The organism is Cryobacterium sp. TMT2-17-1 (assembly GCF_004402765.1).
GTDB lineage: Bacteria > Actinomycetota > Actinomycetes > Actinomycetales > Microbacteriaceae > Cryobacterium > Cryobacterium sandaracinum.
Map to the genome: position 1 here is coordinate 31,775 of NZ_SOGC01000029.1, position 19,638 is coordinate 51,412.

The following is a 19,638-nucleotide window of genomic DNA, read 5'->3' on the forward strand; positions in this document are numbered from 1 at the left end:
GAAATCGACCGCCTCATCGACCGAAGTCGCCTCACCCGCGTGGTCGCCAACCGCAACCTCGCGGAAAGCCACTTCGTGCAGGCGCGCACGCACGCGGCGCGGCTCATCGAGCTGACACCGCCCTACTGAGCCCGCAACCTGAGGCTGACTGAGCCGACCGGGGCATCCGTCGTCACGTAAACGCGGAGATTTTCGGGAAACGCCGGTTCTACGGCCCGGCCGAGCGGCGTGTTGCGAAAATCTCCGGAGTCACCGTACTGTCCCCACGGATGCCCGGTGCCGGGCCGCCGGGCCAGGTCGCCGGGTCGTGACGGGCTCGACCGCCGGCCGCCGGCCGCCCGCGATCGCTAGGCTGATCCCATGACCGACACAACCCGCACCGACACTATTCGCTGGGGAATCCTGGCCACGGGCGGGATCGCCCACGCATTCACGGACGACCTCGTCCGGAACGGTTTTCAGGTGCAGGCGGTCGGTTCCCGCTCGCAGGCGTCGGCGGATGCCTTCGCGGCCGAGTTCTGCATTCCCACGGCTCATCCGAGCTACGAGGCCCTGGCCGCGGACCCGGATGTCGATATCATCTACATTTCGACCCCGCATCCGTTTCACGCCGAGAACGCCAAGCTCGCCCTGAATGCCGGCAAGCATGTTCTGATCGAGAAGCCGATCACCCTGAACGGCGCCGAGGCCCGCGAGGTCGTCGACCTCGCCGCGACCCTGGGGCTGCTGGTGCTCGAGGGAATGTGGACCCGGTTCCTGCCGCACATGGTGCGCATCCGCGAGATCCTCGCCGAGGGCACCCTCGGCGACGTGCGCACCCTGATCGCCGATCACACCCAGGACCTGCCGGATGACCCGGCGCACCGGCTGAACGCGATGCACCTGGGCGGCGGGGCGCTCCTCGACCTCGGCATCTACCCGCTCACCTTCGCGTCCGAACTGTTCGGACGCCCCGAGACGATCCTCGCGACCGCCACCTTCAAGGCCACCGGCGCCGACGCGCAGATCGCCACGACCTTCCGCTACGCGGGCGGGCAGATCGCCCAGACCCTGTCGGCCAGCAACACCACCGGCCCGAACACGGCCACCATCCTCGGCACGCTGGGCCGCATCGACATCGACCGGGTCTGGTACTCGCCCACGGACTTCCGGGTGCTCAACAGCGCGAACGAGGTCATCGAGACCTTCACCGCCGAGATCAACGGGCGCGGCATGCACTACCAGGCGGCCGAAGCGGAGCAACTGATCCGGGCCGGCAAGATCTCGAGCGACATCCTGCCGGTCGAGGAAGTGGTGGCGATCATGGAGACGCTCGACCTGGTGCGCGCGCAAATCGGCCTGCGGTACCCCGGGGAGTAAGCGGGAGTCCGTGCGCTGTGCTCCGGTCGATAATCTGACCAGTAGAGCGGGAGGGGGCAGAATGGCGCTGCGTGGATCCAGTGGTGGTGTCACGAACCGGCCTCACCGCCCCCATACGTGGCCGTTGCGGCTCCTCGGCGCGCTGGTCGCGTGCTCCGTCGTCGAGCCGCTCGAGTTCGTTCCGCCCGCCGGATGACGCCACCCCCCGTTTTGGGGTGGTCGTACTCGGGGGCGTTGGTCCATCGGCCCATGACGGCTCGGCTAGCGTGTACGCAACGGGAGCGGGGGATCCGATGCACGCCAACGCGCACGCGGATCGAATCGATGACCGCTCCCTTCGCCATGCGCGGCTCGGCCGCTGGATCCTGTGGCTGATGTGGGTGCTGCTGATCGGTTACGCGATCGGCCTGTTCGCCTCCTTCGGCCCGGTTTTCACCGGCTCCTTGTCGCTAATCACTGCGGGGCTCCCGGCCCTGCTCTGCTGGGCAGCCGCGCTCTGCGCGGAGCGCGGCCGCACGCAGCTGATTCTGGTGTCGGCCGCGATGACGGCCTTTACCCTCGGCAGCACCTATTACCTGCTCGCGGGCGCGGCGACCCTCTCGTTTCCGTCTCCGGCCGACATCGGTTACACGCTTTTCTATCCGCTGATTCTGGCCGGACTGGCTGTCCTGGTCCACCGTCAGCGTGGTGAAATACCCCGGTCGGTCCTGGTGGACGGAGCCATCGGGTCGCTTGGCGCGGCATCCGTGCTGGCCGTGTTGCTCAGCCCGGTGATTGCATCCGCGGGTGTCTGGCCGCCCTCCCCGGCCGCCCTGGTGTCCGCCAGCTACCCTCTGCTCGATCTGTTGCTCGTGTCGGTCATCACGGGGATTGCCGCCGCCCGCGGACTCGACGTGGGCCGACGGTGGGCCCTGCTGGTGCTCGGGCTATTGATCTTCGCGGCAACCGACGCCGTCTACGCCTTCCAGGTTTCCGCCGGAACGTACACCTTCGGGGAGCCGTTGGATGCGGGCTGGGCGCTCGGCCTCACCCTCATTGCGGTCTGGGCGTGGGACTTGGCTCGGCCCGGTGTCACCGCCCGGCGCCCCCTGAGCGGCGTGTGGACCCTCGCGGTGCCCGGGGCAGCCACGATCGCCGGGATGGCGGTGCTCGTCCTCGGCACGCAGGTGAAGATCTCCACAGGCGCCGTGCTCCTCGCAGGCGTGACCCTGGTGCTCGGGACCGTGCGCACCCAGCTCGCCTCCCGGCAGATCGGGCGGATGGCCGACCTTCACCGCCAGGCGAGCACCGACGACCTGACCGGGCTGCCGAACCGGCGCGCCCTCTACGCCGAGGCATCCGCTCACCTCGTGCCCGGGGACGGCCACCGGAGCGCCCTGCTGCTCCTGGATATCGACCGGTTCAAGGAAGTGAACGACAGTCTCGGCCACGACGTCGGCGATCTGCTGCTGGTGCAGGCCGGATCGCGCCTGTTCGATCAGCGACGACCGGGCGATCTTCTCGCCCGGCTCGGCGGCGACGAGTTCGCGCTTTTGATCCAGGACGCCGGCCACGACGAGGCCGTGGCGGCGGCCGTGCGGCTGCGGGCGGTCCTGGCCCGGCCGTTCACGCTGGAGGGCATCGCGATCGAGTCCAACGTCAGCATCGGCATCGCCCTATTCCCCGACCAGGGTGACACCCTCAAGGTGCTGCTGCGCAAGGCCGACATGGCCATGTACAAGGCCAAGTCCTCCCGCAGCGGGCACCACGTCTTCGTCTGCTCCGACGACGATCACGGCGACTCCAGGCTGCGGATGATGGAAGACCTGCGCGGCGCCCTCGCCACGGACGAACTCGTGCTGCACTACCAGCCCAAGATCGAGCTGGCCACCGGGCACGTGCACGGTGTGGAGGCGCTGGTGCGCTGGCAGCACCCGAGCCGGGGTCTGCTGCCTCCCGACGTGTTCCTGACCCTGGCCGAAGACGTCGGGCTCATGCGCGACCTGACCCGGATCGTGCTGGGAAAGGCGCTCGACCAGGCCGCGGTCTGGCGTGCGCAGGGAACACCGCTGACCGTTGCGGTCAACATGTCTCCCAGCACCCTGATCGAGTCTGATCTGCCCGCACGCATCGCCGCCATGATCCAGGTGCGGGGGTTGTCGGCCGCCGACCTGATGCTGGAGATCACCGAAGAGTTCCTGATGGAAGACCGGGCCAGGGCCAGGGACATCCTGATCCGTCTGCGAGAGAGCGGCATCCGCATTGCCGTGGATGATTTCGGCACCGGCTACAGCTCCCTCGCCTACCTCCGGGACCTGCCGATCGACGAGCTCAAACTCGACAAGTCCTTCGTGTTCCCGATGGCCGACGACGCCAGGGCCGCGGCCCTGGTGGCCTCGATCATCGCGCTCGCGCACAGCCTCGGCGTGCGCATGGTGGCGGAGGGCGTCGAGGACGCCGTCGCCTACGCCGAGCTGACCCGGTACGGCTGCGACGAGGCCCAGGGCTTCCACATGTCCCGCCCGCTTCCGGCCGCGGCACTGGATGCCTGGCTCGCCGCCCGGCACGCGCCGGCGGCCACGCGGGCGCCGTCGCAACGCCGCAGTAACGCCGTTGCAACGCCGTGGGCACGAGGCACAGGCTGACTCACAAGCCCGGCGGGTAGGGTTCACGGGTGGAAGAATCGAAGCCTCGCAAACGCCTCGCGGCCGTCCTCGTCGCCGTGGCGGTGCTGCTGGGCGCGGGTGCCGTCCTGATCGGGGCGTCGACCCGGGCCCTGGATGCCGTGGCCACCGCCTCCATCGCCGCCGCGAGCACCGGTGCGAGCGTGAACGTGCCGGCCGCGGAACCCGTTTCGGAGCGCCCCGTGCCGGTCACCGCCTCCGATGCCAGAAACCTGCGTACGTGTTCGGTCTCAGCGCTGGCCGCCGACCCCCGGTTGGCTGATTTCCAGGCCCAGGTGGTCAACGCCAGCACCGGCGAGGTGCTCTTCGACCGCGGTGGCGATACCTCCTCACGCACGGCGAGCGTGCTCAAGGTGCTGACCAGCGCCGCCGCCCTTGAGGTGCTCGGACCGGACTACCGGGCCACGACCACCGTCGTCACCGGCAGCACACCGGGGTCTGTCGTGCTGGTCGGCGGGGGAGACCTCACCCTCACGCGCCTGCCCACCGGCACGGAATCCGTCTACCCCGGCGCAGCCCACGTCGATGAGCTCGCCCGCCAGACCCTCGACGCCTGGCGGGCGAACCCGGCGAACCCGCCGATCACCTCCCTCGTGCTGGACGCCTCGTTCTTCGGCGGGCCCGGCTGGGAACCGAGCTGGGATGAACTGGAACGCAACGCCGGTTCCATGCCCGACGTGACCGCCCTGCAGGTCGACGGTGACCGCGACGACCCCTCGCGTCAGAGCTCTTCCCGCAGCGCCGACCCCGTCGGGCGCGCCGGCGCGGCCTTCGCCGCCGCGCTCGGCGGCGGCGTGAGCGTCAGCGTCGGCACCGCGCCGGCCGGGGCCGAGCAGCTCGCCGCCGCCCGGTCCCAGCCCGTGTCCGTGCTGATCGGGCAGTCGCTGATCGTGTCGGACAACACCCTCGCCGAGATGCTCGCCCGGCTCGTCGCGGTGGAGTCCGGGGCCGGCAACACCTTCGGCGCCCTGCAGGAGTCCGTCGTCGCGGCGCTCGACGCCTATGGCATCGACACGACCGGCATCATCATCCGGGACGGCTCAGGCCTCAGCGACGACAACGCCGTACCGCCGTCGTATCTCACCCGGCTGTTCGTCAAGATCAACGCGCGCGACGGCGACCTCGGCGTCATCTTCGACGGCCTACCGATCGCCGGTGGACCCACCGGATCGCTGTCCTACAGCGACCGGTTCACGGGCGACAACGCCGTCGCCGACGGCGCCGTCTTCGCCAAGACAGGCTGGATCGACACCGGCTACACGCTCTCCGGCATTATCCGGGCGGCCGACGGCACGCCGCTCACCTTCGCCGTTTACGCGCTCGGGGATGTGAGCGATAATGCGAAGCAGGCGCTCGACACCATCACCGCCGGGTTCTTCCGCTGCGGCGACAACCTGTCGAACTCCTGACTTCAACCGGCGACAGAAGGAGCAATCCGTGACCAGGGCCCTGTTCATCATCGACGTTCAGAACGATTTCACCGAGGGCGGGGCCCTCGCCGTCGAGGGTGGGTCTGCGGTGGCCGCGGGCGTCAGCGCGCTGCTGGCGGAACATCCGGATGCCTATGACGTGATCTTCGCCTCCCGCGACTGGCACGACCCCGACAGCGACAACGGCGGACACTTCGCCCGGGCCGGCGAGCCAGGCTCCACGGACTCCTGGCCCGTGCACTGCGTGGCGGGCACCCCTGGCGCCGAGTACCACCCCTCGCTGCTGTTGCCGGACACGACCATCCACATTCGCAAGGGGCAGGGCCAACCGGGCTACTCCATTTTCGACGGCATCTCGGTGGGCGGCGAGAAGACGGGCGAGCTGCTCATCGCGAACGGGGTGACCGACATCGACATCGTCGGCCTCGCCACCGACCACTGTGTGCGCGCGTCCGGCCTGGATGCGCGGGGCCACGGCCAGCATGTGCGGGTACTGACCGACCTCGTCGCCGGCGTCGCCCCGGACACGAGTGACGCGGCCCTGGGCGAGCTGGCCTATGCCGGTGCCGTGCTCGTCACCTCCGACGTGGTCGTCTGAGCGTGGGGGTGACCGGCCGGGCGAGTCCGGCCCCGGCGGGACCGGCCGCGGCGGTTTCTGCTCCGGCGGGCTCTACTCCGGTGGGCTCTGCAGGCGGGGCGCTGTTCGCGCAGCGCCTCGACGGCGTGCGGATCGCCTACGACGTCGTGCCCGGCGAGCGCCCGATCCTGCTCGTGCACGGGTTCGCGTCGACATCGCAGGTCACCTGGGTCGGCACCGGCTGGGTGCGAGCCCTGCAGGACGCCGGGCGCGGCGTGATCACCCTCGACCTCCGCGGTCACGGCCGCAGCGACAAGCCGCACCGCAGCATCGACTACCTGCCCCGGCAACTCGCCGCCGACCTCGTGGTCGTGCTCGACGCCCTCGGGCTGGAGCAGGTCGACGTGGTCGCCTATTCGATGGGCTCGCGCGTGGCGGCGGCGCTCGCGCGGCTGGCGCCGTCCCGGGTGCGCCGACTGGTGCTCGGCGGAGCCGGGCCGGACGAACTGTTCGAGACCTGGCATCCGGATGCCGTGCGCCGGTTCGTGACCGACGGCACCGCCGGCGCCGACCCGTCGATCGCGGCAATACTGGGTGCCGCGATCACCGCCGGCGCCGACCGTGAGGCCCTCGTGGCGTGCGTCGGCGGGGTGGCCGGCTCCTCGCTGGACGTGCCGGTCGAGATTCCCGTGCTCTACGTCGCCGGCGGCGCCGACTCCATCCCGGCCGGGGTCGCCGAACTTGCCCGCGCGCGCGGTGCCGACTACCTCGAACTGGCGGGCCGGGACCACGTGAACACGCTCACCTCCCGCGAGTTCAAGCGCGCCGCACTGCAGTTCCTGGCCTGAGCGCCCTGAGCGCCCTGAGTCCGGGCACTCGCTCGCCTCTCACGCCCCTAACGAATTCGACGGAGATTTTGTCCGCATCGCCCTAAACACCTTCAGAAACCCGCACATATCGCAAAATCTCCGTCGAATTCGTTCGCGCTGTGGGGCGGAGCGCGTGGGGGCTGCCCGAACCGCACAAGAGATGCTGCGCATCCGGCTGGCGCTGCTGGGCAACCGGCCGGTGTTGGGGCTAACTCAGGAGATCCGTCCGGGCCGGCCCGGACATCCGCGCTGGTTCCGCACTGGTCCGGGGCGGCCGGGCCACCGGGCGACGGATGTCCTGAGTTGGCCACACGCGCGAGCTCGGCTGGCCCTGGCCCTGACCCTGACGAATTCGACGGAGATTGTGCCCATAACCGCGTCCAACACTCCGAAAACCCGCACATATTGCAAAATCTCCGTCGAATTGGTTCGCCGCCGGCTGGGGGGAGTGAGCCCCGGCGCCTCCCCTAGGCTGGGGGCGTGCGGGCCTCGCTGCCGAGGCCGCCGAATGCCGACCGGGGGACCGTCATGACAACCGACATCCAGGATGCGATGGGTTCGGTTTCGACAGGCTCGACCACCGGATCCGGCTCGTTCACCGGCGCCCGGGGCAGGAAGTACTGGCTCGCGCCGGCCGCCGCGATCTTCGCCGTCGCCTGGGGCGGCAACGAATTCACCCCACTGCTGGTGATGTACCGACAGGCGGACGGGTTCTCCAACCAGCTGGCGAACCTGCTGCTCGGGGCCTACGTACTCGGCATCATCCCGGCGCTACTGATCGCCGGCCCGCTGTCGGACCGGTTCGGCCGCCGACCGCTGATGCTGCCCGCGCCCTGGGTCGCGATCGCGGGGAGCGTGCTGCTGGCCCTGTCCGCGGGAAATGTGCCCATGCTGCTGGCCGGCCGCATCCTCTCCGGCGTCGCCCTCGGCCTGGCCATGGCCGTGGGCACCAGCTGGGTGAAGGAACTCTCCGCGAGACCGTTCGACTTCGGGGCCGACCGTTCCTCGGGGGCACGACGGGCGACCATCGCGCTGTCCCTCGGTTTCGCACTCGGCGCGGCGAGCTCCGGAGCGCTGGCCCAGTGGGCGCCGTTCCCCGGCGTGCTGCCGTACGCGGCGCACACCGTCATCGCCGTGCTCTTCGGCCTTCTGCTGTTTTGCACCCCGGAGTCCCAGGGGCGGGGCATCGCGGCCGGGGCCCTGCCGGCCGTCCACCCGGCAAGCTCCCCGTACCCGCGGTTCCTGCTCCTGATCGTGCCGGTGGCGCCGTGGGTGTTCGGAACGGCCACGACCGCCTACGCCATTCTGCCGGCGCTCGCCGCGACCGAGATCCCGTCCGCGCCGGTGGCATTCGCGGCCCTGCTCTGCGTGGTGGCTCTCGTCGCGGGGGCGTCGCTGCAGCTCTTCAGCCACCGCATCACCGCCGGGCACAATGCCCGAGGAATCATGTTCGCGCTGATGCTGACCGTCGGGTCGCTGCTGCTCGCATCCGTCGCCGTGAGCCCACCCGTGCTCTGGCTGATTTTGCCGGCGGCGGCCCTGCTCGGCGCCGCGTACGGCCTGCTGATGGTGTCGGGGCTGCAGGAGGTGCAGCGGATCGCGCCGCCCGACCACCTCGCCCGGCTGACCGCGATCTACTACGGCATCACCTACCTGGGGTTCTTCGTGCCGTTGGCGCTGTCCCTGCTCGAGCCGTGGCTCGGCTACCCGGCGATGTTCGCGGGCGGGGCCGCGTTCTCGGCCGTGTCGCTGGTGGTGGTGATGCTGGTCTTCCGCCGGGACATCTCCCTGCATCGCGCCGCGGCGAGCCGATGAAATCGCGCGCGACCTGCAGCCCGCAAAAAAAGTTTTACAGAGATTTCCATGCATGTGCATCCGTTTGGGGACGTGCGAGAGAAGTAGGGGTTAAAGAGGTTTCAAGAATCTCTTCAGAGTGCCCCACTCACAGATCCATTACGCAGGAGGAAACGATGCACAAGTCCCTCAAGATCGGAATGACGGCCAGCGCTCTCGGTGCTCTCGTCGCCCTCGGCGGTCTCGCTCCGGCACAGGCAGCCGAAGACGTCGCGAAGCTGTCCGTGTTCCACGGAGTTCCCGGCCTCACCGTCGACGTCTACGTGAACGACAAGCTGACCCTGGACGACTTCAAGCCGGGCGACCTCGCCGGTCCGCTCGACCTCGCACCCGGCACCTACAAGGTGGCCATCACCGCGTCGGACGCAGCGGATGCCAGCGCACCTGCCATCGGCCCGGTCGACCTCCCGCTCGAAGCCGGCAAGAACTACACCGCCGCCGCGCACCTCGACGAGGCCGGCAAGCCCACGGCGTCGCTGTTCACCAACGACATCTCGCAGCTCGCCGCCGGAGAGGGCCGCCTGACGGTTCGCCACGTGGCAGCAGCCCCCGCGGTCGATGTTCTCGCCAACGGAGCCGTCGCGATCACCGCCCTGGTGAACCCGAAGGAATCCGTGCTCACGTTGCCGGCCGGCACCATCTCGGCCGCCGTCGCCGCAACCGGAACGACTGACCCGGTGATCGGCCCGGCAGACGTCAACGTCGCAGAGGGCACGAACACGATCGTCTACGCGTGGGGCAGCCTGACCGACAAGAACCTGGCCCTGGCCGTTCAGACCATCGACGGGCTTCACTCCAACCCGGACAGCATCCCCGCCGGTGAGGCCGGTCTCGTCGCCACCAACCAGGCGGACGACTCCACGGGGCTCATGGTCGGTGGCTTCGCCGCCGCGCTGATGGGTCTGGTCGCCGCCGCCGTCGTCGGTATGCGTCGCCTGTCCGCGGCTCGCCGCTAGTCACGCCAGTAGAAAGGGAGATCCACAATGAGAGCCACAGCGGGCACTTTCACAGTGCTCGCTGTGGCTCTTGCCCTGCTCACGGGCTGCAGCAGCGCCCCGAGCACATCATCGCCCACGGCCTACGTTTCCCCGACGAACGCAGCGCCGACTCCGACGCCGTCGGCCCCGCTGCCCGTCGCCGAGGTCGACGTGCCGACCGTCAGTTCCTCGCTGGATCAGAACCAGACCCCGCAGGCCCGGCCGCCCCAGACCATCCGAGTCGACTCCCTCGGAATCGACATGGCCATCGAGTCCGTCGGTCTGGCCGACGACGGGGCGATGGAGCTGCCAAAAGACCCCTCGCTCGCCGCCTGGTATCGCTTTGGACCGTCACCGGCCAGCACCACCGGCGCGACCGTGATCGCCGCCCACGTCGACTCCCTGATTTACGACATCGGACCGTTCGCCCAGCTCGCCTCGGCGCGTGCGGGCACCGAGATCGTGGTGACCACCGACGACGGTCAGGAGCGTCGCTATTCCGTGGAATCCGTTCAAACCGTGGCCAAACAGGATGTGCCTTGGGACTCGATCTTCGACCGGTCCGGTCCCAACCGGCTCACCCTTGTGACCTGCGGCGGCGAATTCGACTACGACGCCCGCACCTATCTGTCCAACGTAATCGTCTCGGCGAGTCCAATCGCATGACCCAGGCACCATGACGCAGAGGGGTGGCTATGCTGGTCATCACGGTGGTCGAGGCTTGCTCTCCGGCGGAGTCTGACATGTACGACCTCCCGATGCGCTCACCAACCGGGGGAAACCGATACGACGTGACGGCACTCACCGACGAAGACGACCACGCCCAGCTCGTTCTCGCGTTTCGGGCGGGAGACGAACGTGCGCTCGCCGAGGCCTACGCCCGCTGGTCATCCCTCGTCTACACGATCGCCGTTCGTTCGCTCGGCGATCCCGGCGAAGCCGAAGACGTCACCCAGAAGGTCTTCATCGCCGCCTGGCGCGGGCGGGACGGATTTGATGCGTCGCGGTCGCCTCTGCCGGCCTGGCTCGTCGGGATCACTCGGCACACCGTCGCGGATGCCCACGAGGCCCGCTCACGACGGCGGCGGGTCGAGGAGGCTGTCCTCGTCGACACCGCGCTCAGCCAGACCGACGAATCCGCCGACATCGCGGATCGTGTGCTGATGAGCGACGAACTTCGCCGGCTCGGACCCGTTCCGCAGCAGGTGATGCAGCTGGCCTTCTACGACGATCTCACGCACACCCAAATCGCCGATAACCTCGGACTGCCGCTCGGCACCGTTAAGAGTCACATCCGCCGAAGTCTTTCGAGACTGCGCACCAGATTGGAGGCGAACGATGACACACATTGACCGGGAAAACCTCGCTCTCATCGCAATGACAGAGTTCGACCTCACCGAACCCGAACGCCAGCACCTATCGGAATGCCCCGAGTGCTCCCTGGAACTCATCGCCCTGCAGCACACCGCCCACGTCGGCCGGTCCGCGCGCAGCGTGCAACTCGTGGAGCCCGGCGATCGAGTCTGGGCCGGTATCCACGCCGCCCTCGGCCTGTCCGACGCCGTGGCCGCCACCCCTGGGCGCAGCGGCTACGAGGCAGCGGACCAGTCCCCTGCAGCGGTCGAGCCTGTCGAGACCCCTGCACCGGTGGTCGAGCCTGTCGAGACCCCGTCCGCCACGGTCACCGACATCGGCTCCGCCCTGCGCCCCCTCCCACGACGCCGCAACTGGATGCCGATGGCCGTGGCCGCCGGCATCGCCGGGCTGCTCGGCGGCCTCGGCGGCGGCATCTGGTGGCAGTCCGCACAGCAGCAGGAACCCGCGCCGGTGCTACTCGCCGAGGCCCAGCTGGACCCGTACCCCGGCTGGGACGCCGCCGGCAGCGCCTACGTCGCGAAGACGGCCGACGGCCACCGGGAGGTCGTGCTCGACGTCACCGGGGTGAGCGCCGACACCGATTTGCGCGAGGTGTGGCTGATCAAGGCGGATGCGTCCGGGCTGATCAGCATCGGACTGCTCGACGGTGAGTCCGGGCGCTTCGCCATCCCCGACGGCGTCGACCTGTCGCAGTACCCGCTGGTCGACGTCTCCGCGGAACCCGACGACGGCGACCCGCAGCACTCCGGCGAGTCGATCCTGCGCGGGGAACTGCGTACGGCCTGACACCACCCGCACGTGAGTGTCAGAGCGTATTGCCGAGCTTGAAGCCGTGCTCCACGTCGTTCTTGCGGGTGTACGAGAACCCGTCGGCGCCGACCGTGACGGCCATCTCGCTGGACTCGGTGCGGGCCATGACCGGCTGGGGGTTGCCGTCCAGATCGAGCACCAGTGAGGCATCCGTGTACCAGCTCGGCACGACCGCGTTGCCCCACCAGTCGCGGCGCTGGTTGTCGTGCACGTCCCAGGTGACGACGGGGTTGTCGGGGTCGCCGGTGTAGTAGTCCTGGGTGTAGATCTCGACCCGGTGGCCGTCGGGGTCGCGCAGGTAGAGGTAGAACGCGTTCGAGACGCCGTGGCGGCCGGGGCCGCGCTCGATGACGTCCGACATCCGCAGGGCGCCGAGCTTGTCGCAGATGTAGATGATGTTGTGCTTCTCGTGCGTGGAGAAGGCGATGTGGTGCATCCGCGGGCCGTCGCCGCCGGTCAGGGCGGTGTCGTGCACGGTGTCCTTGCGGCGCATCCAGGCCGCGTAGGTGACGCCGTCTTCGTCCTGGATGTCCTCGGTGACGCGGAAGCCGAGGTCCTCGAGGTAGCCGCGGCCGAGTCCCACGTCGGGGGTGACCTGGTTGAAGTGGTCCAGGCGCACGAGGGCGCCGGGACCCTGCAGGTCGTAGCGCCAGGCCAGGCGTTCGACGTGGTCGACCGAGTAGAAGAACTCGTAGGGGAAGCCGAGCGGGTCTTCGACGCGCACGGAGTCACCGACACCCTTCACGAACCCGTTGATGCGGCGTTCGGTGCGGCAGCCGAGCTCCTGATACCAGGCCTCGGCCAGACCCACGTCTTCGGGGGCGCGCACCCGGAAGGCCATCGCGGCGACTGCGGCGACCGGGCCCTGGCGCAGCACCAGGTTGTGGTGGATGAACTCCTCGAAGCTGCGCAGGTAGATCTCGGTGTCGCTCTCCTCGGTCACGACGAGGCCGAGCACGTCGACGTAGAACGCGCGCGAGCGGGCCAGGTCGGTGACGACGATGTCCATGTAGGCGCAGCGCAGGATGTCCGGCGGGGTCGCGGTCGGCGTGGGGATGGGGGTGGTGGTCATGGAATCCTCCTCATTGAGATGTCGCGGTGGTCGAGCGTGTCGGTGGTCGAGCGTGTCGGGACCCGGGACCGGGGACCCGAGATCAGTGGGCGCCGAAGCGGGCGGTGTGCACAGGCCCGAGGGAAACGTGCACGGCCTGCTGCTCGGTGTAGAAGTCGATCGAGCGGTAGCCGCCCTCGTGGCCGAGGCCCGAGGCCTTGACCCCTCCGAACGGGGTGCGCAGGTCCCGCACGTTGTGTGAGTTGAGCCAGACCATGCCCGCCTCGATCGACTGCGCGAAGGTGTGCGCCCGGGTGAGGTTGCTGGTCCAGATGTATGCGGCCAGGCCATACTTGACGCCGTTGGCCAGCTCGAGGGCTTCTTCGTCGGTGTCGAACGGCGTGATCGCCACGACCGGTCCGAAGATCTCCTCCTGGAAGATGCGGGCCGTCGGGGCGACATCCGCGAACACGGTCGGGGACACGTAGTTGCCCTCTGGCAGGTTCTGGGGGCGGCCGCCGCCGGCGAGCAGGCGGCCCTCGCTCTTGCCGATCTCGACGTAGCTCATCACCTTGGCGTAGTGCTCGGGGTGCACGAGCGCGCCGACCTCGGTGGCAGGGTCGTGTGGGTCGCCGACGACGATGTTCTGTGCCCGGGCCGCATAGCGGGCGCAGAAGTCGTCGTAGATCGGGCGTTCCACCAGGATGCGGCTGCTGGCGGTGCAGCGCTCGCCGTTGAGCGAGAACACCCCGAACAGGGTCGAGTCGAGCGCGGCCTCGAGGTCGGCGTCGGCGAAGACCACGGCGGGGGACTTGCCGCCGAGCTCCATCGACATGCCCTTGAGGTTCGCGGCGCAGTTGCGGTAGATGGTCTGACCCGTGGTGGTCTCGCCCGTGAACGAGATGAGGGGGACATCCGGATGCTTGACCAGCGCGTCCCCGGCCTCCTCACCCAGCCCGTTGACCAGGTTGAAGACCCCGTCGGGCAGCCCGGCGGAGCGGAAGATCTCCGCCCACAGGCTCGCCGACAGCGGCGTGAACTCGGCCGGCTTGAGCACGACCGTGCAGCCGGCGGCCAGTGCGGGGGCGAGCTTCCAGCTCTCCAGCATGAACGGGGTGTTCCACGGGGTGATCAGCCCGGCCACGCCGACCGGTTTGCGGAAGACGTAGTTGATCTGGCTGCCTGGCACCTGGTAGGTGTCGTCGGTCTGCGCCACGATCAGGTCGGCGAAGAAGCGGAAGTTCTCGGCTGCCCGCTTGGCCTGGCCGAGGGCCTGGGTGATCGGCAGGCCGGTGTCGAACGTCTCGAGTTCGGCGAGGCGGGCATCCTGGGCCTCGACGGCGTCGGCGATCTTGTTCAGGATGCGGGAGCGTTCGCGCGGCTTCATCCTCGGCCACGGCCCGGCCACGAAGGCGTCGGTCGCGGCGGCGACGGCGAGGTCCACGTCTTCCTTCTGGCCGGCTGCGGCGGTGGCGTAGGTCTGGTTCGACACCGGGTCGAGCACGTTGAAGGTCGCGCCGGAGACGCTGTCGACGAACCGGCCGCCGATGAAGTGCTGGATGCGGGACGGCAGGTTCTCGGGCACGTGCTGCGCGCGGGTTCTCGTGGTGGTGGTGTCGGTCACGGCGGTCTCGGTCATGGTGGTGTCGGTCATGGCTCAGGCTGCTTTCGGGGTGAAGCCGGCGACAGTGAAGCCGTCGACGGGGGAGAGGTACTGCTCGCCGGCGGCCAGGAGCGCCTGCATTTTGGCGATGCCCGCATCCGTCGGGGTGATCAGCGGCGGGCGCACGAAGCCGCTCTCGATCAGGCCGCGCTGCTCGAGCACCCATTTGCCCGGGGCCGGGTTCGTCTCGACGAAAAGCAGGTCGACGAGTGGGTGCAGGCCGTAGTGGATGCGTCGGGCCGTCTCGATGTCGCCGGCCATCCACGCGTTGTACATCTCGACGTGCGCGACCGGGGCGATGTTGCTCGTGGCGCTGATGTATCCCACGCCGCCGAGGGCCAGCAGAGGCAGGCAGAGCAGTTCGATGCCGCTCCAGACCAGCAGTTCGGGGCCGCAGAGCTGCAGCACCCGGGAGAAGTGCTCGAAGTCCTTGGTGGTCTCCTTGACGCCGACGAAATTGTCGAAATCGCGGTAGAGGCGGGCGATGGTCTCCGGGGCGATGTCCACGGCGGTGCGGCTGGGCACGTTGTAGGCGACGATCGGCAGGTCCGGAAACTCCTCGGCCACGGTCTTGTACCAGACGTAGAGGGCTTCCTGGGTGGGGCGGGCGTAGTAGGGGGTGATGATCAGGGCGGCGTCGACGCCGGCGTCCCGGGCCGCGGCGGTGAGCTCGAGGGTCTCGTCGAGCTTGGCCGAGCCGGTGCCGGGCATGAACGGCACCCGGTCGCCGACCGCGGCGGCCACGGTGCGGATCGCGCTGGCACGTTCGATGATGGTCTGCGAGCTCGGCTCGCCGGTGGAGCCGCCGAGCGAGATCCCGTGCGTGCCGGAGGCGAGCTGCCAGTTCACGAGGTTGGTGAGGCCGGCGTGGTCGACGGCGCCGTCGGCCGTGAACGGGCTCATCAGGGGCGCGATAGAGCCTGTGATCTGACTCGGGTCGGTGCGGAACTTCATTGTTCTTCCTTTCGAGGGCAACGGATGCGTCCGCAACTGTTGCCGAATCGGACGAATGTTCCCGGTGTGCGGGCAACAGTCGTCCGTTACGGGAACAGTTGCGGGATTGGCTGTTAGGGGGTGGAGGCGGTGGGGGCGGCGTGCTGCTGGGCGAGGAAGGCGTTCAGGGTGCCGAGCCGGTGGTCGCGCGCGGCCAGTTCGATCTGCAGGGGATCGGCGCCGTCCTCGATCAGGTCGAGTAGCGCGGTGTGCTCGGCGACGGACTCGTGCGCCCGACCGGGCACGAAGCTGAACGTGGATTCGCGCAGGGTACCGAGCCGGCTCCAGCCCCGCTGCACCAGGTCGAGGATATGCGCATTGCTGCAGGCCTCGAACAGGGCCGAGTGGAACTCGCGGTTCAGGCTGGTGAAACGCACCGGGTCGAAGTGGTGCAGGCACTCGTCCATCTCCGCGTTGATCTCCCGGGCGCGCAGCAGCGTCTCCGGGTCGAGCCGCGGCGCCGACAGGGCGGTGGCGTAGCCCTCGACGAGGGCCAGCGTCTGCATCGTGTGGGTGTACTCGGTGACGTCGAGCATGGCCACCTGGGCGCCGACGTTGCGCTCGAACGTGACCAGACCCTCTGCCTCCAGCAGGCGGATGGCCTCCCGCACCGGCACGGTGCTGACACCGATCTCCCGGGCGATCTGCCCGAGCACCAGGCGGTAGCCCGGGCTGAAGCTGCCGTCGGAGATGCGGGCCCGGATCCACCGGTGGGCGAGCTGCGCCTTGCTCAGCGACGCCTCCGCGCCGGTGGTCGAGACGCCGGTGGTCGAGCCAGTCGCAACGCCAGTCGAGCCCGCCGAGCCTGTCGATCCAGTCGATCCTGTCGAGACCGAGGCCGTCATGCCTGTTCCTCCAGCCAGACCCGATACCGGGCCTTCCACTCGGCGTTCATCGGGTAGAGCCCGTCGACGCCGTGCCCGGCCGTGACCATGGCGGCGATGAAGGTCTCTTCGCGCTCCTGCACGATGGCTGCGGCGACCACCTCCTCAACCAGGTGCGGCGGGATCACGATCAGCCCATCGGCGTCCCCGACGATCACGTCGCCGGGCTGCACGGATGCCCCGCCGCAGGCCACGGTCAGGTCCGTGTCCCACGGCACGTGCCGGCGTCCGAGCACGGCAGGGTGCGGTCCGGCGTGGTAGGTCGGGATCTCCAGGGCGGTGACGGCCGCGAGATCGCGCACACCGCCATCCGTCACGATGCCGGCCGCGCCGCGCATCTGGGCGCGCAGGGCGAGGATGTCGCCGACCGTGCCCGTGCCGCGCTCGCCGCGGGCCTCGATCACGAGCACGTCGCCCTGTCCGAGCGAGTCGAAGGCGCGCTTCTGGGCGTTGTAGCCGCCGCCGTGCGACTCGAACAGGTCCTCCCGCGCCGGAATGTACCGGAGTGTGCGGGCCCGGCCGACGAGACGGGCGCCCGGCCGGGTCGAGCCGAGGCCGTCGATCGACACCGAGTTGAGCCCGCGCTTGCGCAACTGGGCGCTGAGGGTGGCGGTGCCCACACTGTTGATCCGGGCCTTCAGCTCGGGGGTGAGGGCGAACGGCGGGGGCGTCTGCTCCGCTGTGGGTGCGGTGACGGATGCCGGTGCGAGCCCGGCCGCCTCCGCCGAACCCCACGCCTCGGTGCGCTGCAGATCGTCGACCCGCGGGCCGGCCCCGAACGCGCCGAACGGCACCGTGCCCTGCCGAATCGGGCTGACGAGGCGGCCGGTGCGGGGTGCGCCCGGGGCTCCTGGGGCATCCACTTCGACCTCGACGATGTCGCCGGGCACGACGACCGACGATCCGGCCGGCGTGCCGGTGAGGATCAGGTCGCCGGGCTCGAGCGTGAGCAGCTGCGAGAGGTCGGCGACGAGCCGGCCGAACCCGAAGAGCAGGTCGGCGGTCGTGTCCTCCTGTACGAGCGTGCCGTTGACCCAGGTGCGGATGCGCAGCGCTGCCGGGTCGAGGCCGGCCGCCGGCAGCAGTGTCGGCCCGACGGGGGTGAAGCCGTCGGCGCCCTTCGAGCGCAGGTTCGAGCCCTTGTCGGCGTAGCGCAGGTCGTACACGCCGAAGTCGTTGGCACAGGTCACGTGCGAGACCGCCGCCCAGCCCTCCTCGGGCGAGACGCCGCGGGTGCGGCGCCCGATCACCAGCGCGATCTCGCCCTCGAACACCAGCAGCTCGCATCCGTCGGGCCGTTCCACCGGCGTGCCGCTGGAACTCCGCGACGACGCCGGCTTGAGGAAGTACGACGGCTGCTCCGGCGTGCGGCCGCGCTGGGCGGCCCGGCTCGGGTAGTTGAGGTGCACCGCAATGATCTTGCCCGGTGTGGCGAGATCGGTGGTGGCGGTGACGCTGATACCCGCGCTGTTGCTTGCGCTGCCGGTCGCGCTGGTGCTTGCGCTGTTGCTTGCGCTGACGTCGGCGGCGCCCACGGAGGTCGAGTTCGGCATGTTTTGCGGCTTTCTAGTCGTGCTGGGAAATGCCGAGCGGGACTCCACGGGTTTCCTTCACCACGGAGACCGCGACGAAGGAGATCGTGGCCAGCACCATGATGTAGATGCCGATCGACGGTGACCAGGCGGTCTCGTCCAGCAGCAGCTGCGCGATCAGGGGAGCGAACGCCCCACCGAGGATGGCACCCATGGCGTAGCCGATGGACACGCCCGAGTAGCGTACCTGAGCCGGGAACATCTCCGCGTAAAGCGCCGCCTGTGGACCGTACGAGAAGCCGAGCCCGCTGGCCAGCACGACGAGCGCCACCGTGAACCAGAGGATCTCGCCGGTGTCGATCAGCAGGAACATCGGGATGGCCCAGAGGAACAGCCAGGCGTAGCCGAACTGGAACGTGCGGATGCGCCCGATCTTGTCGGAGAGGATGCCGCCGATCATCGTCGACGCGAGCCAGAACGCGGCGGCGATGGTGCTGGCCAGCAGCACGGGGGAGCGTTCCATGCCCAGGCCGCCGGCCTCGACCGGCTTGGTGGCGTAGGAGGAGAAGAACGCGATCAACAGGTAGCCGGCGGCGTTGTTGGCGATGAAGATCAGGGCGGTCAGGATGACCTGGCGCCAGTGGCCGCGGAAGAGCTGGCGGAGGGGGGCGGCCGATTCCTTCTTGCGATCCTGCATCTCCTTGAAGACGGGGCTCTCGTCGACCGAGCGGCGAATGATGAAGCCGACCACGATAAGCAGCACCGAGACGAGGAACGGGATGCGCCAGCCCCAGGCGAGGAAGGCCTCCTCGCTCATCGTGCTGGTCACCAGGAGCATGACGCCGGTGGCGAGGATGAGCCCGGTCGGCACGCCGATCTGCGGGTACGCGCCGAAGAATCCGCGCTTATTGACCGGGGCGTGCTCAACCGACATCAGGGCGGCACCGCCCCATTCCCCGCCGGCCGAGAAGCCCTGCAGGATGCGCAGCACGATCAGCAGGATCGGCGCCCAGACGCCGATCTGCTCGAAGGTCGGCAGGAGGCCGATCAGTGCCGTGGCCGCGCCCATGATGACGAGCGTCAGCACGAGCATGGCCTTGCGGCCGAGGCGGTCACCGAGGTGGCCGGCCACGACCGCGCCCAGCGGGCGGAAGAGGAAGCTGATGCCGAGGGAGGCCCAGGCCACGAGCTGCGCCAGACCGGCGTTGTCGTTGGCGAGCGGGGCGAAGTACAGCCCGGCCAGCACAAGGCCGGCGGCCTGCGCGTAGATGAAGAAGTCGTACCACTCGATGGTGGTGCCCACCATGGTGCCGGCGAGGACCCGGCGTTCCTCGTGTCGTTTCGCGGCGGTCGCTTTCGCGGCGCTCGCTCGGTCGGTCGTCAATGCCATGGAATACCCCTTTGTATTTCCCTGTGTGGTGCTGGAATCGTGCGATCTCGAAACGGTATCACAGATCGTATATTATCTACAGGGCTAGGAACGGGGTCGTCCGGGGGCCTGGATGGTGCCGCCGTCTCGTGGTCCGGATGCCGCCGTGCGCCGGGCCGGCTGCCGGCGCCCGGCCGGTCGGCGCCCGCCCGCCCGGCTGCTGGCGCCCG

At 69.3% G+C, this 19,638-nt stretch carries 16 protein-coding genes; 10 read left to right on the forward strand and 6 right to left on the reverse strand.

Annotation, left to right across the window (positions count from 1 at the left end; translation table 11 throughout):
- Positions 1 to 360 precede the first annotated feature (360 nt).
- From E3O47_RS08115 to E3O47_RS08160, 10 genes are all read left to right on the forward strand, one after another.
- The gene (locus E3O47_RS08115) at positions 361 to 1,359 is read left to right on the forward strand and encodes a Gfo/Idh/MocA family oxidoreductase (protein ID WP_134420155.1); all 999 of its coding nucleotides are present in this window, start codon (positions 361 to 363) and stop codon (positions 1,357 to 1,359) included.
- A gap of 293 nt (positions 1,360 to 1,652) precedes the next feature.
- On the forward strand, positions 1,653 to 3,983 hold the full coding sequence (locus E3O47_RS08120; protein ID WP_134420157.1) for an EAL domain-containing protein: 2,331 nt from the start codon (positions 1,653 to 1,655) through the stop codon (positions 3,981 to 3,983).
- A gap of 29 nt (positions 3,984 to 4,012) precedes the next feature.
- The gene (locus E3O47_RS08125; protein ID WP_241986129.1) at positions 4,013 to 5,431 is read left to right on the forward strand and encodes a D-alanyl-D-alanine carboxypeptidase; all 1,419 of its coding nucleotides are present in this window, start codon (positions 4,013 to 4,015) and stop codon (positions 5,429 to 5,431) included.
- 28 nt (positions 5,432 to 5,459) lie between these two features.
- Complete coding sequence (locus E3O47_RS08130; protein WP_134420159.1) at positions 5,460 to 6,050, forward strand: isochorismatase family protein; 591 nt, start codon at positions 5,460 to 5,462, stop codon at positions 6,048 to 6,050.
- Positions 6,051 to 6,130: 80 nt separating this feature from the next.
- Entirely contained in the window at positions 6,131 to 6,877 is a 747-nt protein-coding gene (locus tag E3O47_RS08135; RefSeq protein WP_233191135.1) for an alpha/beta fold hydrolase, read from the forward strand.
- 549 nt (positions 6,878 to 7,426) lie between these two features.
- Positions 7,427 to 8,713 (forward strand): MFS transporter, encoded by a 1,287-nt coding sequence (locus E3O47_RS08140; protein ID WP_198418022.1) that lies wholly within the window; start codon positions 7,427 to 7,429, stop codon positions 8,711 to 8,713.
- A 155-nt stretch (positions 8,714 to 8,868) separates the two neighbouring features.
- Positions 8,869 to 9,708 carry a DUF4397 domain-containing protein gene (locus E3O47_RS08145; protein ID WP_104170797.1) on the forward strand — a complete coding sequence of 280 codons (840 nt, stop codon included), beginning with the start codon at positions 8,869 to 8,871 and terminating at the stop codon, positions 9,706 to 9,708.
- Between the two features lie 27 nt (positions 9,709 to 9,735).
- Positions 9,736 to 10,395, forward strand: a complete 660-nt coding sequence (locus tag E3O47_RS08150; RefSeq protein WP_134401247.1) for a class F sortase — start codon at positions 9,736 to 9,738, stop codon at positions 10,393 to 10,395.
- Between the two features lie 29 nt (positions 10,396 to 10,424).
- Positions 10,425 to 11,081, forward strand: a complete 657-nt coding sequence (locus E3O47_RS08155) for a sigma-70 family RNA polymerase sigma factor (RefSeq protein ID WP_241977361.1) — start codon at positions 10,425 to 10,427, stop codon at positions 11,079 to 11,081.
- The gene (locus tag E3O47_RS08160) at positions 11,068 to 11,892 is read left to right on the forward strand and encodes an anti-sigma factor (RefSeq protein ID WP_134420161.1); all 825 of its coding nucleotides are present in this window, start codon (positions 11,068 to 11,070) and stop codon (positions 11,890 to 11,892) included. The genes E3O47_RS08155 and E3O47_RS08160 overlap by 14 nt, the downstream gene beginning before the upstream one ends.
- Before the next feature lie 19 nt (positions 11,893 to 11,911).
- Here the strand turns inward: E3O47_RS08160 and hpaD are convergent, their stop codons facing one another.
- The 6 genes from hpaD to E3O47_RS08190 form a co-directional block, all read right to left on the reverse strand.
- Complete coding sequence (hpaD, locus tag E3O47_RS08165; protein ID WP_104194199.1) at positions 11,912 to 12,988, reverse strand: 3,4-dihydroxyphenylacetate 2,3-dioxygenase; 1,077 nt, start codon at positions 12,986 to 12,988, stop codon at positions 11,912 to 11,914.
- A gap of 82 nt (positions 12,989 to 13,070) precedes the next feature.
- Positions 13,071 to 14,606 carry a 5-carboxymethyl-2-hydroxymuconate semialdehyde dehydrogenase gene (hpaE, locus tag E3O47_RS08170; protein ID WP_134420177.1) on the reverse strand — a complete coding sequence of 512 codons (1,536 nt, stop codon included), beginning with the start codon at positions 14,604 to 14,606 and terminating at the stop codon, positions 13,071 to 13,073.
- 18 nt (positions 14,607 to 14,624) lie between these two features.
- Positions 14,625 to 15,584 carry a 4-hydroxy-tetrahydrodipicolinate synthase gene (gene dapA, locus E3O47_RS08175; RefSeq protein ID WP_134420163.1) on the reverse strand — a complete coding sequence of 320 codons (960 nt, stop codon included), beginning with the start codon at positions 15,582 to 15,584 and terminating at the stop codon, positions 14,625 to 14,627.
- A 113-nt stretch (positions 15,585 to 15,697) separates the two neighbouring features.
- Positions 15,698 to 16,468 carry a GntR family transcriptional regulator gene (locus E3O47_RS08180; RefSeq protein WP_134420165.1) on the reverse strand — a complete coding sequence of 257 codons (771 nt, stop codon included), beginning with the start codon at positions 16,466 to 16,468 and terminating at the stop codon, positions 15,698 to 15,700.
- The gene (locus tag E3O47_RS08185) at positions 16,465 to 18,060 is read right to left on the reverse strand and encodes a fumarylacetoacetate hydrolase family protein (RefSeq protein WP_134420167.1); all 1,596 of its coding nucleotides are present in this window, start codon (positions 18,058 to 18,060) and stop codon (positions 16,465 to 16,467) included. The genes E3O47_RS08180 and E3O47_RS08185 overlap by 4 nt, the downstream gene beginning before the upstream one ends.
- 13 nt (positions 18,061 to 18,073) lie before the next feature.
- A complete protein-coding gene (locus E3O47_RS08190; RefSeq protein ID WP_104099416.1) occupies positions 18,074 to 19,429 on the reverse strand; it encodes an MFS transporter in 1,356 nt (451 codons plus the stop codon).
- Positions 19,430 to 19,638 lie beyond the last annotated feature (209 nt).

Excerpts from the sequence above, each read along its gene's own strand:
- E3O47_RS08190 (WP_104099416.1), bottom strand. The coding sequence starts at position 19,429 with ATGGCATTGACGACCGACCGAGCGAGCGCCGCGAAAGCGACCGCCGCG.
- E3O47_RS08120 (WP_134420157.1), top strand. The coding sequence starts at position 1,653 with ATGCACGCCAACGCGCACGCGGATCGAATCGATGACCGCTCCCTTCGC.
- E3O47_RS08140 (WP_198418022.1), top strand. The coding sequence starts at position 7,427 with ATGACAACCGACATCCAGGATGCGATGGGTTCGGTTTCGACAGGCTCG.
- hpaE (WP_134420177.1), bottom strand. The coding sequence starts at position 14,606 with ATGACCGAGACCGCCGTGACCGACACCACCACCACGAGAACCCGCGCG.
- E3O47_RS08160 (WP_134420161.1), top strand. The coding sequence starts at position 11,068 with ATGACACACATTGACCGGGAAAACCTCGCTCTCATCGCAATGACAGAG.
- E3O47_RS08150 (WP_134401247.1), top strand. The coding sequence starts at position 9,736 with ATGAGAGCCACAGCGGGCACTTTCACAGTGCTCGCTGTGGCTCTTGCC.
- hpaD (WP_104194199.1), bottom strand. The coding sequence starts at position 12,988 with ATGACCACCACCCCCATCCCCACGCCGACCGCGACCCCGCCGGACATC.
- E3O47_RS08155 (WP_241977361.1), top strand. The coding sequence starts at position 10,425 with ATGCTGGTCATCACGGTGGTCGAGGCTTGCTCTCCGGCGGAGTCTGAC.
- E3O47_RS08145 (WP_104170797.1), top strand. The coding sequence starts at position 8,869 with ATGCACAAGTCCCTCAAGATCGGAATGACGGCCAGCGCTCTCGGTGCT.
- E3O47_RS08185 (WP_134420167.1), bottom strand. The coding sequence starts at position 18,060 with ATGCCGAACTCGACCTCCGTGGGCGCCGCCGACGTCAGCGCAAGCAAC.
- E3O47_RS08180 (WP_134420165.1), bottom strand. The coding sequence starts at position 16,468 with ATGACGGCCTCGGTCTCGACAGGATCGACTGGATCGACAGGCTCGGCG.
- dapA (WP_134420163.1), bottom strand. The coding sequence starts at position 15,584 with ATGAAGTTCCGCACCGACCCGAGTCAGATCACAGGCTCTATCGCGCCC.
- E3O47_RS08115 (WP_134420155.1), top strand. The coding sequence starts at position 361 with ATGACCGACACAACCCGCACCGACACTATTCGCTGGGGAATCCTGGCC.